This is a genomic window from Micromonospora antibiotica, assembly GCF_017599305.1.
Classification (GTDB): domain Bacteria; phylum Actinomycetota; class Actinomycetes; order Mycobacteriales; family Micromonosporaceae; genus Micromonospora; species Micromonospora antibiotica.
This window is the reverse complement of the sequence record NZ_JAGFWR010000011.1, coordinates 168,990-182,161: the sequence shown is the minus strand read 5'-3', so window position 1 is coordinate 182,161 and position 13,172 is coordinate 168,990. Positions and strand designations below refer to the sequence as shown.

The window sequence follows — 13,172 nt, the reverse complement described above, 5'->3', positions numbered from 1 at the left end:
GGCACCGCGTGCGGCGAGGTGACGGCATGAGCGACCCCAACCCGGTGTCCGGCTCGCCGGACAAGGAACCGGCGACCGAGGCGGAGCTGACCGCGACCAGCAAGGCCGACCGGGGCGCCACGATGACCTCACCGAAGCAGCCCGCGCCGGGGCCCCGGCCCACGCTGGGCCGGCTCTTCCTGGACAACCTGTGGGCCGCCAACACGGTGACCGTGACGGTCCTCGCCCTGGTGCTGGCGATGCTGGTCGGCGCGGTCCTGATCATCGTGTCGGACCCGGAGGTGCTGGCCACCTACGGCTACATCACCGCCCGCCCGGCCGACGCGCTCAATGCCAGCTGGACGGTGGTCAGCGAGGCGTACGCCAACCTGTTCAAGGGGGCGGTCTTCGACCCGGAGGCGTCCGGCTTCACCGCCGCGTTGAGCCCGATCTCGGAGACCCTCACCTACACCGCGCCACTGGTGTTCACCGGCCTGTCGGTGGCGCTCGCCTTCCGGGGCGGGCTGTTCAACATCGGCGCGCAGGGCCAGGCGACGATGGGCGTGATCCTGGCCGCCGTGGCCGGGTTCGCGTTGCCGCTGCCGCCGGTGGTGCACCTGGTCGTCGCGTTGATCGCCGGTGCGGTCGGCGGCGCGGTCTGGGGTTTCGTCCCCGGCATCCTCAAGGCCCGGACCGGCGCGCACGAGGTGATCAACACGATCATGCTCAACTACGTCGCGGTCTACTTCCTGTCCTGGATCATCGTGCAGAACGGTGTGCAGAACCCGGACCGGGCGGACGCGATCAGCCGCCCGGTCGACTCCTCGGCCGCGCTGCCCCGGTTGCTCGGCGACAACCTGCGGGTGCACGCCGGAATCCTGCTCGCGGTGCTGGCCACCTGGGCCATCGCCTGGCTGCTCAACCGGTCGACGCTCGGCTTCGAGCTGCGGGCCGTCGGGGCCAACCCGGATGCGGCGCGGACCGCCGGCATCAGCGTCACCAAGACGTACGTGCTGGTGATGGTGATCGCCGGGATGCTCGCCGGCCTCGGCGGCAGCCAGATGGTGCTGGGTTCCACCGCGAACGCGCTGACCCCGCTGGTGATCGCGCAGATCGGCTTCGACGGCATCCTGGTGGCGCTGCTCGGCCGGGTGAAGCCGTGGGGGGTGCTGCTGGCGGCGCTGCTGTTCGGCGCGCTCCAGGCCGGTGGCAACCGGATGCAGTCGTACTCCGGGATCTCGCTGGAGCTGGTCACCGTGCTCCAGGCGCTGATCGTCATCTTCATCGCCGCGCCGGCCCTGGTGAAGGCGATCTTCCAGCTCCGGGCCGCCCGTGCCGCCCGGTTGCAGACGAGCCTCGCGAAGGGCTGGTGAGGCATGTCCACCACCGCTGTTCCCGACGTCGCCGTGGCCGCGGTCGACGAGGGTTTCTGGACCCGCCCCCGCAAGGTGGGCCTGGTCCTGCTGGCGTTGGGCGTGCTCGCCACCGTGCTGTTCGGGGCGCTGGCCACCGGCCAGCAGGCCCGGTTCACCCTCAGCGAGACCGAGGGCGGCGCGGCGCTGGAGATCCAGGGCACCCTCGGCGCGATCCTGTTCGGGGTCGTCGCCGCCGCAGCCGGCGGCGCGCTGCTGGCCGGGGTCCCGAAGCGCTGGTTCACGCTGGTCCTCGGGGTCGGGCTGGTCGGCTTCGTGTTGAGCTTCCTGTGCTGGCAGGTCTCCGCCGCCCCCGAGGGCCGCAACTTCATGCCGATGGTCAACATCGTGCGGGGCACCTTCATCCTGGCCCTGCCGCTGGTCTTCGGCGCGCTCGCCGGGGTGCTCTGCGAGCGGTCGGGCGTGGTCAACGTCGCCATCGAGGGGCAGTTGCTGATGGGCGCGTTCAGCGGCGCGCTGTTCGGCAGCCTCAGCGGCAACGTATGGGTGGGCCTGGTGGCGGCGGCGGTCGGTGGTGCGTTCATCTCGCTGCTGCTGGCCGTCTTCGCCATCCGCTACCTGGTCGACCAGGTCGTCATGGGGGTGGTGCTCAACCTGCTGGCGGTCGGCGTCACCGGCTTCCTCTACGAGCGGCTGATGCAGACCAACGCGGACAAGTACAACAGCGCGCCGCGCTTCGGCAACTGGGAGATCCCGCTGCTGAAGGACATCCCGCTGCTCGGCCCGGCGCTGTTCCGGGGCAACATCTTCCTCTACCTCGGCCTGCTGCTGGTGCTCGTCATCCACCTCGCGCTGTTCCGGACCCGGTGGGGTCTGCGGACCAGGTCGGTGGGCGAGCACCCGACCGCCGCCGACACCCTCGGGGTCAAGGTGCTGGGCCTGCGCTACCGCAACGTGCTGCTGGCCGGGGTGGTCGCCGGCATCGGTGGCGCGTCGTACACGCTGGCGCTCTACAGCTTCACCAAGAACATGATCGGCGGTAAGGGCTTCATCGCCCTGGCCGCGTTGATCTTCGGCCGGTGGAGCCCGACGGGGGCGCTGCTCGCCGCGCTGTTCTTCGGCTTCGCCGACCAGCTCGCCACCTACCTCGGCGCGATCGGCAGCAGCATCCCCAGCCAGTTCCTGGCGATGCTGCCCTACCTGGCGACCATCCTGGCGGTGGCCGGGCTGGTCGGTCGGGTCCGGGCGCCCGCCGCCGACGGCAAGCCGTACGTCAAGGGCTGAGCGACCGGCCCGGTGCGGGCCCGGCGGGGACCTCCCTGCCGGGCCCGCACCGTTCCCGACGACGCCCTCCGGGTACGGCCCGCCGGGCGGCGGTGGACGACGGGCGGCTGACCGGCACCCTTCCCGCACCCGGGCGGGGTGACCTGGGCAGAATGAGGGGATGAACGAGATCGACTGGGAGCGTCTGCGGGCCGCCGCCACCGAGGTGATGCGGCACGCCTACGTGCCGTACTCGAAGTTCCCGGTCGGCGCGGCGGCCCTGGTCGACGACGGCCGGGTGGTGGTCGGCTGCAACGTGGAGAACGCCGGCTACGGGGTGACCCTCTGCGCCGAGTGCGGGGTGGTGTCGGCGCTGCACGCGACCGGCGGCGGGCGGCTGGTCGCGATGTCCTGCGTCGACGCGAACGGTGAGCCGCTGATGCCGTGCGGCCGGTGCCGGCAACTGCTCTGGGAGAACGGCGGCCCGGAGTGCCTGGTCGAGTCGAGGACCGGTCCGCTGCGGATGGCGGAGCTGCTGCCGCACGCCTTCGACGTGGCCGACATCGAGGCGGTCGTCGGCGGGACCCCGGTGCCGGTGGTGCCGGACCGGTTGGCCGCCTGGCGGGGCCGGGGCACCGTCTTCGTGCACCCGGACCTCTCCGCCGGGCAGCAGATCTGGACGGCGTACTGGGAGCGGTCGGCGGGGGACACCGACGAGGCGGGGCCCGGGGTGCTGGAGGAGGGGCCGAGCTGGGGCGACCCGGCGGAGGCGATCACCTGGGGACTGGCCCGTACGCCGAGGGTCGTGGTGGTGGACGCGGAGGGCACCATCTTCTGGGCCGGCGAGGGCGAGCCGCCGCTGGAGATCCCCGCCCGCTGGGCCGCCTCCTGACCCGTCCGGCCCGCACGCCGGTTACTGCAACGACTTCAGAAGGAACTCAACGGTGAGTGCTTTTACCGCGGTCGACGTCATCCGGGCCAAGCGGGACGGGGGTGTGCTCAGCGACGGTCAGATCGACTGGGTGGTCGACGCGTACACCCGGGGGCTGGTGGCCGACGAGCAGATGTCGGCGCTGGCCATGGCGATCCTGCTGCGCGGCATGACGGCGGCGGAGATCGCCAGGTGGACCGCCGCGATGATCGCCAGCGGGGAGCGGCTGGACCTGTCGGCGGTGGCCCGGCCGACCGTCGACAAGCACTCCACCGGCGGCGTCGGCGACAAGATCACCCTGCCGCTCACCCCACTCGTCGCGGCCTGCGGCGGTGCGGTGCCGCAGCTCTCCGGCCGGGGGCTCGGGCACACCGGCGGCACGCTGGACAAGCTGGAGTCGATCCCCGGCTGGCGGGCGGCGCTGAGCAACGACGAGTTCATCGCCCAACTCCGCGACGTCGGCGCGGTGATCTGCGCGGCCGGCGCCGCACTCGCCCCGGCCGACCGCAAGCTGTACGCGCTGCGCGACGTCACCGGCACCGTCGAGGCGATCCCGCTGATCGCCAGCTCGATCATGAGCAAGAAGATCGCCGAGGGCACCGGGGCGCTGGTCCTCGACGTCAAGGTCGGCTCCGGCGCGTTCATGAAGAACGTGGCCGACGCCCGCGAGCTGGCCCGGACCATGGTGGCCCTCGGGGACGCCCATGGAGTGCGCACGGTCGCCCTGCTCACCGACATGTCCACCCCGCTCGGCCTGACCGTCGGCAACGCGATCGAGGTGACCGAGTCGGTGCAGGTGCTCGCCGGTGGTGGCCCGGCCGACGTGGTGGAGCTGACCCTGGCGTTGGCCCGGGAGATGCTCGACGCGGCCGGTCTGCCCGACGCCGACCCGGCCGCCGCGTTGCGCGACGGGCGGGCGATGGACGCCTGGCGCAGCATGATCCGCGCCCAGGGCGGTGACCCGGACGCCCCGTTGCCGACGGCCCACGAGACCGAGGTGGTCCGGGCCGACACCGACGGCTACGTCGAGTCGGTCGACGCGTACGCCATCGGGGTGGCCGCGTGGCGGCTCGGCGCCGGTCGGGCCCGCAAGGAGGACCCGGTCAGCGCCGCCGCCGGGGTGGTGCTGCACAAGCGGCCCGGCGACCCGGTGCGGGTCGGCGAACCGCTGTACGAGCTGCGCGCCGACGATGCGACCCGGCTGCCGGCGGCGGCTGCGGAGGCCGCCCGCGCGGTGCGGGTGTCGACCGTCGCGCCGACGACGTCGCCGCTGGTCATCGAGCGGATCGGCTGACAGGTCGCCGTCACCGGCGGCGGGGTCGACCGACAGGGGTCGGCCGGCATGGTGCCGGTCGCGACGGAACGCTATCCTCCCTGGTCAGGGGGACCGAACGGCGGTGACGCCGCGTGAGCAGACAGGGAATCCGATCGTGCTGGTAGCCGCGCCCGATCCCCGCGAGGTCCGCGAGGCGAGCCTCGACGAGTTGTCCCGGCTGCGCCTGCCCCTGCCACCGACCCAGTTTCCCCTGGTCTGGGAGCCGGGCGACGAGATCGAACTGCGTCCCACCGTGGAGATCGAGGCCCGCATCGCGGTGCTGCACCTGATCCTGGCCCGCTGCTTCGGGATGCCGGCGCAGACGGCGATGAGCTGGTTGCTCGACTCCCACCTGGTCGACATGGTCACCCCGCCCGAGTGGCAGTTCGTGGTAGGCGGCAAGGGCGACCACCGCTCGTTCGTCCTGCACCACGACGCGCTCTTCTCGCTGTCCTGGGTGCTGGGCCTGAGCAAGCAGCTCGACCCGACCATCCCGGTGGACGAACGGCTGGTGGAGCGGATGCCGTACCTGGCCGGGGGGGAGACCTTCGGCCAGTGGCGGGCCCGTATCCTGGCGGCCCCGCAGCACCCGGCGGACGCCGCCGCCCTGCTCGACCTGCACTACTGCCTGGACTGGGCGTACCTGGAGGTGGAGAAGTCGGGGCACCGGCTGCCCGGTCTGGTGGACGCGAACGCGATCGGTCAGCGCCGGTGGGCGTTGGAGTGGGCGGTGATGCTGCGCGGCCCGTACCACGACGAGCCGCCAGGCTGGGAAGAGGTCGACCTGTCCACCTGAGCCGGTGGCCCGCCAGGCCCCCGTGGCCCGGTGGGCCAGTGGGCCGGCGGGTCCCCGGGCACGTCGTGGTCGACGAGGGCGGTTCCCCTGGTGACGCCGTGGTCAGCGGGGACGCCAGGTGGTCAGGTGTACCGAGGCGGTCACGGTGACCGGGGTGGGCAGTGCCTCGATCGCGGCGGCGAGCCGTGCCGGGTCGGTGTGCCAGGCGCTCGGCCCCATCCCGACCAGGGTGGCCACCTCGGCCCGGTCGAGGGTGAGCCGGGCGGTGTGCACGGCGGTGTGCTCCGGGGTGAACCGCCCGGCGAGGCTGTCCGCGACCCGGTCGGCCTTGGCCGGGTCGACCCGCAGCAGCCCGAGCACGTCGACCAGCTCGGCGAGGTGGGCGGCGGTGGGGGTGACCACCAGCAGCACCCCGGCGGGGTGCAGCACCCGGTGGAACTCGTCGCCGTTGCGCGGGGCGAAGACGTCGAGCAGCACGGCCACCGACCGGTCGGCCAGTGGCAACCGCTGCCAGGTGTCGGCGAGCGCGGCGGCGGCCCGGGGGTGGGCGCGGGCGGCGCGGCGCAGCGCCGGCTTGGCGACGTCCAGGGCCAGACCCACGGCGTCGGGCAGCGCCGCCAGCACCGCCGCGAGGTGCCGCCCGGTGCCCGCCCCGGCCTCCACCACCAGCGGGTACGCCCCGAAACCCACCCGCTCCGACCCGCCCGCCGCCCGGTCCACCTCCCCGCCCGCCGCCCGGTCCACCTCCCCGCCCGCCTCGGCCGGTCCGCTCGCCTCGGCCGGTCCGCTCGCGGCTGCCGGCCCGACCTGGGCTGCCGGTCCGCTGACCTGGGCCGGCCCATTTCCCGCTGCCGGGGTCGATGCTGGCAGCCTGTTCGCGGCTGCCGGTCCGGTCGGGTCGGCCGGTTCGCTGGCTTCGGCGGGGCCGGCGGGCGTTGACAGGGCGGATGCCGCCGCCTCGGCCAGGGTGGACGAGATCATGTCGTAGTGCCCGGCGGCCAGGAAGTCGGCGCGGGCGGCGACCATCTCGGCGGTGTCCCCGACGTGCGGGGCCCGGCCGGCGAGCAGGGTGACGTACCCCTGGCGGGCCAGGTCGAAGCTGTGCCGACGGGGGCAGCGCAACGCGCGGGTGTCGGTGGCGGCGGCCAGCGGCTGGGTGCAGACCGGGCAGCGCAGCCGGGCGACGATCTGCGGGTGCGTCGCGTCGACGGGCTGCTCGAACGGGTGCGGCGCGGTCACCCGCAGCAGCCTACGGCGCGGGCCGGTCGGGCCGGTGGTGTGTCTGATCAACTCAAGTGTGTCGAGGTAGCGGTATCCGATCGCGCTGACACCGCTATGTCGGCGATGTTGCGAGCCGTGCCGGGCACGCGAGCCGTGCCGTGCCGGGCACGCGGGTCGGCGGGTCGGCGGGTCGGCGGGTCGGCGGGTCGGCGGGTCGGCGGGTCGGCGTGAGCCTGATCGCGGTCCGTTGGGGGGCGTGACTAGGGTCGGGGGATGGTCGCAATCCGATACGAGGACATCGTCAAGGTCCCGAAGGCGCTGCTGCACGATCATCTCGACGGCGGCCTGCGGCCGGCGACGGTCGTCGAGCTGGCCGCCGAGGTGGGGCACGAGCTGCCGAGCACCGATCCGGAGGCGCTCGGCCGGTGGTTCGCGGAGGCGGCGCACTCCGGTTCGCTGGAGCGCTACCTGGAGACGTTCGCGCACACCGTCGCGGTCATGCAGACCGCTGCGGCGCTGCGCCGGGTGGCCCGTGAGTGCGCGCTCGACCTGGCCGCCGACGGTGTGGTGTACGCCGAGGTCCGGTTCGCCCCCGAGCAGCACCTGGAGCAGAACCTCACCCTGGACGAGGTGGTCGAGGCGGTCGTCGCCGGGTTCGTGGAGGGCAGCGCGGAGGCCGCCGCGGCGGGCACCCCGATCCGGGTCGGCACCCTGCTCACCGCGATGCGGCACGCCGCCCGGTCGCAGGAGATCGCCGAGCTGGCCGTCCGGCACCGCGACGCCGGGGTGGTGGGCTTCGACATCGCGGGTGCCGAGGCCGGTTTCCCGCCCACCCGCCACCTGGACGCCTTCGAGTATCTCCAGCGGGAGAACTTCCACTTCACCATCCACGCCGGTGAGGCGTTCGGCCTGCCGTCTATCTGGCAGGCGATCCAGTGGTGCGGGGCGGACCGGCTCGGCCACGGGGTGCGGATCGTCGACGACATCACCCCGGGTCCGGTGCCGACGCTCGGCCGGCTGGCCGCGTACGTGCGGGACAAGCGGATCCCGCTGGAGCTGTGCCCGTCGTCGAACGTGCAGACCGGCGCGGTGGCGTCGATCGCCGAACACCCGATCGGGCTGCTGCGCGAGCTGCGGTTCCGGGTGACGGTGAACACCGACAACCGGCTGATGAGCGGCACGTCGATGTCGCGCGAGATGGCGCTGCTGGTGGAGAACTTCGGCTACGGCTGGAAGGAACTCCAGTGGTTCACGGTCAACGCGATGAAGAGCGCCTTCATCCCGTTCGACGAGCGGCTGGCGATCATCGACGAGGTGATCAAGCCGGCGTACGCGAAGCTGATCGGCTGATTCAGCGGTGCGGGTGGCCGGCGACCAGGTCGGCCACCCGGCGCAGGATCTCCCGCGCGTGGGCCGCCTCGGCGCCGAGGCCGGTCTGCCGGCGCAGCACCGCCGGTTCGGCGCGCAGCAGCGACACCCCGCGCCGGATCAGCACCTTCGGTGCCTTGCGCTGCTCGGACAGGTCCCGGGCCAGCCGGCGGACGAAGGTCGCCCCGCGCGGTCGACGCAGCGCGTACGCCCCGGCGAGCAGCCCTCGTCGGCGGCACTCCTCGACGATGTCGGCGGCGAAAATCCCTTCGGCGATGAAAAGTGGCGATCCGGTCACGTCAAATGGCCGGGTGGCCACCCGGCGATCCGCACCGATCGCATAGACGGGCACTTCGGCCCGGCCCTGCTGGGCCAGTCGGTCAATTGTCTCCACGGCCGTTCCCGCGTCCCACGACTCGGGCGCGTCCCAGTCGACCAGTCCGTTTCGTCGCGGCAACGTAGGGTCATCACCGTTCTTGTAGAAGTCGTCCAGGCAGAGCACGGGAAGACCGGTTCGTTGCGCTATGTACGACTTTCCGGACCCGGAGGGGCCGGCGAGGAGCACGACGCGGTGGCGATAATCCATTACTTTGGGTAACTCCGGAAAGACGGATTGCGATCAAATTGCATCAACATCTCATCACACCTCCGGCGACCGACAACCTGGGCTTTCTCTTTCAGGGGAGGCGTGATGGAATCTCGGAGGTCCGACCCGCCGGGTCGGCTGCTGGGCGTTGCCCGTGGCAACGCGGAGACGCTGTAATCGCGAGGGCGGTGACGTGAGCAAACGGCCAACGACGGCGAACTCCTTCCTGTCGCGTCTGCGTCGGCCGGCCGGCCGGCTCCGCGACATGCCGATCTGGTCCAAGCTCGGGCTGATCATGATCGTGCCGACCATCGCCACGGTCGTCGTGGGCACCAGTGGGCTGGTGGACCACCTGCAGACGCTCAACAACGCCAACCGGGCCGGCGACCTGGCCAACCTGGTGGGTTACTCCGGTGACCTCGTCAACACCCTCCAGGACGAGCGCACCAACGCCGTCCTCCTGCTCGGGTCGCCGAAGGGGCAGGCCCGCGCGCAATACCAGGAGGCGTACAACCGGGTCAACCAGCGGGTCGACCAGTCGAAGTCGCCCTACTCGCAACAGCGCGCCGAGATCGAGGGCCTGCCGGCGACCCTGGAGGCGCAGCTCGACCGGATCGACAGCGACCTGACGGAGATGCCCGGCATCCGCAGCCAGGTCTACAACGGCAAGCTCCGGCTCAGCGAGGCGGTCAGCCGGTACACCGGCCTGATCAACAATCTGATCACCATCCGTGACTCGGCCACCCAGCTCGCCGGTGACAACGACCTGAGCGACCAGATGCGCGCCGCCGCCGCGATGGCCCGCGCCAAGGAGTACGCCTCCGTCCGCCGGATCGCGGTGCACCAGGTGCTGCTCCAGAAGGCTTACACGCCCGCCCTGCGGGAGCTGTACATCTCCAGCAACACCGGTGAGCAGCAGGCCCTGCAGAGCTTCCAGGCGGTGGCCAGTCGCGCCGAGCGCGAGTTCCAGGACCAGACCATCTCCGGCTCCGACCGGCGTCAGGCGGACATCTACGCCGGCCAGGTCAGCGCGCTCAACAGCGACAAGCTCGACGGCCTCACCTTCAGCACCGACCAGTGGGACGCGGCCATGGTCGCGTACGCCCAGCTCAACCGGTCCGTGGAGGTACGCCTCGACAGCGACGTCGTCGCCAAGGCCGACGAGTTGCGCTCCGACGTCCAGCGTCAGGTCTTCCTGGAGACCGGCCTGCTGCTCAGCATGCTGCTGCTGGCGATCCTGTTCGCCTACCTGGTCGCCCGCTCGATGGCCCGCTCCCTGCGCGAGCTGCGTCAGGGTGCCCTGTCGATCGCCCAGTTCGGGCTGCCGCAGGCGGTGGCCCGGCTGCGGGACCCGCAGTTCACCGGGCAACAGTCCCCGGCCCAGTTGGCCAACCAGATCGCCGAGCCGCTGCCGGTGCGCAGCCGCGACGAGTTCGGCCAGGTGACCGAGGCGTTCAACGCCGTCCACCTGGAGGCCGTCCGGACCGCCGCCGAGCAGGCCGCACTCCGCTCCTCGGTCGCGACGATGTTCGTCAACCTCGCCCGCCGCTCGCAGATCCTGGTCGACCGGCTGATCGGTCACCTGGACCGGCTGGAGCGCGGCGAGGAGGACCCGGACCGCCTGGCCGAGTTGTTCCAGCTCGACCACCTGGCCACCCGGATGCGCCGTAACGACGAGAACCTGCTGGTCCTCGCCGGTGCCGACTCCACCCGGGTGCAGCGCGAGCCGGCCGCCCTCATCGACGTGCTGCGTGCCGCCCAGTCCGAGGTCGAGCACTACACCCGGATCGAGTTCGGGGTCATCGACCGCGACATCGAGGTCTCCGCGCACGCGGTCAACGACCTGGTCCACCTGGTCGCCGAGCTGTTCGACAACGCCACGGCGTTCTCCCCGCCGGACTCCCAGGTGATGGTCGAGGCCCGCCGGGTCGGCGACCGCGCGTCGCTCTACGTCGAGGACCGGGGCATCGGCATCAGCGCCGAGCAGTTGTCCGACCTCAACGAGCGGCTGGCCACCCCACCCCAGGTGGACGTGGCCGTCTCCCGGATGATGGGCCTGGTCGTGGTGGCCCGGCTGGCCTCCCGGCACGGCGTCAAGGTCGAGCTGCGGCCCGGCACCGACCGGGGAACCGTGGCCGAGGTCGTCCTGCCCACCTCGGTGCTGGTGCCGCGTGCCCTCACCGGCCGGGCCCCGGGCACCCCAGGACTGCCGGGCCCCGGCCCCCAGTTCGGCGGTGCCGCGCCGGCCTTCGGTGGTTCCGCCCCGACCCCGGCGTTCGGCGGCGGCACCTCGCCGGCCTTCGGTGGCAACGGCGCGTCGCCCGCCTTCGGTGGCGCCGGCACGGCCCCGGCCTTCGGCGGTGCCGGTGCCCCGCCGGCCTTCGGTGCGCTGCCCGCGCTCGGCAACGGCCAACCGCCCGCCCCCCGACAGGGCGATTCCGGCAACCAGGTCACCCTCGGCGGCCGGCCCTTCGACCCGGCTCCGCGCAACGGCTCGGCCGGCCCGGCCAACGGCGGGCGCGGTCTGCCCGCCTGGTCGGACCTCACCGGTGCCAGCGGGATCAACGGCAGCGACGGGTTCACCCCGCGACCCACCAACGGGCAGTCGATCGATCCGCTGCCCCAACGACGCAGCACCGACGACCCGGACAACACCGCCCAGCAGCCGGTCATCCCGCGTCAGCTGCCGAGCAGCCCGGAGGCCCGGCCGTACAGCTCTCCGCCGGTCCCGCCGGTGTCGGCACCGCCGCTGCCGCCGGCGTACCCGGTCGCACCGGTCTCCGCCCAGCCCGTGTCGGGTCACCCGGTGTCGGGCCAGCCCGTGTCGGGTCACCCCGTGTCGGGTCAGCCGGTCTCCGGCTACCCGGTCTCCGGTCAGCCGATGTCCGGCTACCCGGTGTCGGCGTCCCCGTACGCCGGTCACCCCGGCCCGGCCGCGCCGGTGTCCGGTTCGCCCGGTGTCCCGCTGCCGTCCCGGCCCACCTCCGGCGGTGCTGCCCCGGGTGCCGGTGCCCCGCCGGCCTGGCCGCCGGTGGCCAATCCCGACCGGGACACGGCCACCCCGCCGGTCCCCGAACGGCTCTCCGCCGCCCTGGACATGACCACCGAGCTGCCCCGGGTGCCGCGCGCCGAGCCGACGCCGGCCCCCCGCCAGCCGACGCCGCCGCCGGTGCGGGCCGCGCAGCCGGCAGCCAACCGGCCGTCAGCGCCGCAGCAGGTCCCCCAGCAGCGGTACGCGGACGAGACGATGGAACTGCCGATCTTCCGGGAGCTGGAGTCGGCCTGGTTCCGCACCCGCAAGCCGGGGCCGGAGGAGTCAACCGGTGCCCGACAGTCGTTGACCAACGGCGCGGGGGCCTCGCAGTCCGCCGTCGACACCGCCATCCACCCGGCCCAGTACACCGCACCAGGGACGACAGGTAGCGCACCGATGGCAGACACCGCGCCGGCCGGGGGCGTGCCGCGTGACAACGGGTCGACAGCGAACGGGGGATTCGCCGGTCGCGGCGACGGCCCGCCGGCCCGCCGCCCCGCCCCTCAACCCCACTCCTGGCAGACCGCCGCCGACGACGGTTGGCGGGCGGCGGTGGCCGCGACCGAGGCACCGGTGGCCGGGACCACCCAGACCGGCCTGCCGAAGCGGACGCCGATGGCGCAGCTGGTGCCAGGGGCGATCGAGAAGCCGGCCGCGTCGGTGCAGCGACGTACGCCGGAGGCAGTCAGGGGTCTGCTCTCGGCCTACCATCGAGGTGTGCAACGCGGCCGGACCACCTCGGACAACCCCACCAACCCGGACGCGACTCCGGGCGGGCAGCAATCCTCGCCGTCTGGCTTCGGCCCGGCGGGCGGGAGCGGGCAGAAGGAGCAAGAAGGATGACAACTACGCAGGATCTTGGTTGGCTGCTGGCCAACTTCGCCGACCGGGTGCCGGGTGTCGCGCACGCGGTCGCGGTATCCGCCGACGGCCTGCTCCTCGCTTCGTCGCGCGACCTGCCCCGGGACCGGGCCGACCAGTTGGCCGCGATCGCGTCCGGCCTGGTCAGCCTGACCCAGGGGGCGGCCCGCTGCTTCGAGGGCGGCGCGGTGTTGCAGACCGTCGTCGAGATGGACAACGGCTTCCTGTTCCTGATGTCCATCTCGGACGGCTCGTCGTTCGCCGTGCTGGCCGCCCGCAGCTGTGACGTCGGTCAGGTCGGTTACGAGATGGCGTTGCTGGTCGACCGGGTGGGCGACGCGCTCACCCCGCAGGCCCGTACGGCCGTCGGGATGATGGGCTGACCGGGCTGACCAGTTGGTCGGCACGGAACGACGACAACAACGACGGGTTCCACCGGGCGAGA

Annotated in this window: 10 protein-coding genes; 8 read left to right on the top strand and 2 right to left on the bottom strand. The window is 72.8% G+C overall.

The window, feature by feature from the left end:
* Positions 1–26: 26 nt before the first annotated feature.
* The 5 genes from JQN83_RS19930 to JQN83_RS19910 all read left to right on the top strand — a co-directional run bounded on the left by JQN83_RS19930 (position 27) and on the right by JQN83_RS19910 (position 5,657).
* Complete coding sequence (locus tag JQN83_RS19930) at positions 27–1,352, top strand: ABC transporter permease (protein ID WP_208568644.1); 1,326 nt, start codon at positions 27–29, stop codon at positions 1,350–1,352.
* 3 nt (positions 1,353–1,355) lie between these two features.
* Positions 1,356–2,636: an ABC transporter permease gene (locus JQN83_RS19925; RefSeq protein ID WP_208568643.1), complete on the top strand. Its 1,281-nt coding sequence runs from the start codon at positions 1,356–1,358 to the stop codon at positions 2,634–2,636.
* A gap of 160 nt (positions 2,637–2,796) precedes the next feature.
* Positions 2,797–3,507 (top strand): cytidine deaminase, encoded by a 711-nt coding sequence (locus JQN83_RS19920; RefSeq protein ID WP_208568642.1) that lies wholly within the window; start codon positions 2,797–2,799, stop codon positions 3,505–3,507.
* A gap of 52 nt (positions 3,508–3,559) precedes the next feature.
* On the top strand, positions 3,560–4,840 hold the full coding sequence (locus JQN83_RS19915; protein WP_208568641.1) for a thymidine phosphorylase: 1,281 nt from the start codon (positions 3,560–3,562) through the stop codon (positions 4,838–4,840).
* 136 nt (positions 4,841–4,976) lie between these two features.
* Positions 4,977–5,657 carry a DUF4272 domain-containing protein gene (locus JQN83_RS19910; protein WP_208568640.1) on the top strand — a complete coding sequence of 227 codons (681 nt, stop codon included), beginning with the start codon at positions 4,977–4,979 and terminating at the stop codon, positions 5,655–5,657.
* A 102-nt stretch (positions 5,658–5,759) separates the two neighbouring features.
* Here the strand turns inward: JQN83_RS19910 and JQN83_RS19905 are convergent, their stop codons facing one another.
* Entirely contained in the window at positions 5,760–6,845 is a 1,086-nt protein-coding gene (locus JQN83_RS19905) for a putative RNA methyltransferase (protein WP_372444079.1), read from the bottom strand.
* 306 nt (positions 6,846–7,151) lie between these two features.
* Between JQN83_RS19905 and JQN83_RS19900 the strand changes: the two genes are divergently transcribed.
* A complete protein-coding gene (locus tag JQN83_RS19900) occupies positions 7,152–8,228 on the top strand; it encodes an adenosine deaminase (RefSeq protein ID WP_208568638.1) in 1,077 nt (358 codons plus the stop codon).
* 1 nt (position 8,229) lies between these two features.
* Here the strand turns inward: JQN83_RS19900 and JQN83_RS19895 are convergent, their stop codons facing one another.
* A complete protein-coding gene (locus tag JQN83_RS19895) occupies positions 8,230–8,640 on the bottom strand; it encodes a uridine kinase (RefSeq protein WP_244252785.1) in 411 nt (136 codons plus the stop codon).
* Positions 8,641–9,025: 385 nt separating this feature from the next.
* Between JQN83_RS19895 and JQN83_RS19890 the strand changes: the two genes are divergently transcribed.
* The gene (locus JQN83_RS19890) at positions 9,026–12,709 is read left to right on the top strand and encodes a nitrate- and nitrite sensing domain-containing protein (RefSeq protein ID WP_208568636.1); all 3,684 of its coding nucleotides are present in this window, start codon (positions 9,026–9,028) and stop codon (positions 12,707–12,709) included.
* On the top strand, positions 12,706–13,110 hold the full coding sequence (locus tag JQN83_RS19885) for a roadblock/LC7 domain-containing protein (protein ID WP_067304724.1): 405 nt from the start codon (positions 12,706–12,708) through the stop codon (positions 13,108–13,110). Before JQN83_RS19890 ends, JQN83_RS19885 begins: the two co-directional genes overlap by 4 nt.
* The last annotated feature ends 62 nt before the right edge of the window (positions 13,111–13,172 follow it).

Excerpts from the sequence above, each read along its gene's own strand:
- JQN83_RS19930 (WP_208568644.1), top strand. The coding sequence starts at position 27 with ATGAGCGACCCCAACCCGGTGTCCGGCTCGCCGGACAAGGAACCGGCG.
- JQN83_RS19925 (WP_208568643.1), top strand. The coding sequence starts at position 1,356 with ATGTCCACCACCGCTGTTCCCGACGTCGCCGTGGCCGCGGTCGACGAG.
- JQN83_RS19920 (WP_208568642.1), top strand. The coding sequence starts at position 2,797 with ATGAACGAGATCGACTGGGAGCGTCTGCGGGCCGCCGCCACCGAGGTG.
- JQN83_RS19900 (WP_208568638.1), top strand. The coding sequence starts at position 7,152 with ATGGTCGCAATCCGATACGAGGACATCGTCAAGGTCCCGAAGGCGCTG.
- JQN83_RS19885 (WP_067304724.1), top strand. The coding sequence starts at position 12,706 with ATGACAACTACGCAGGATCTTGGTTGGCTGCTGGCCAACTTCGCCGAC.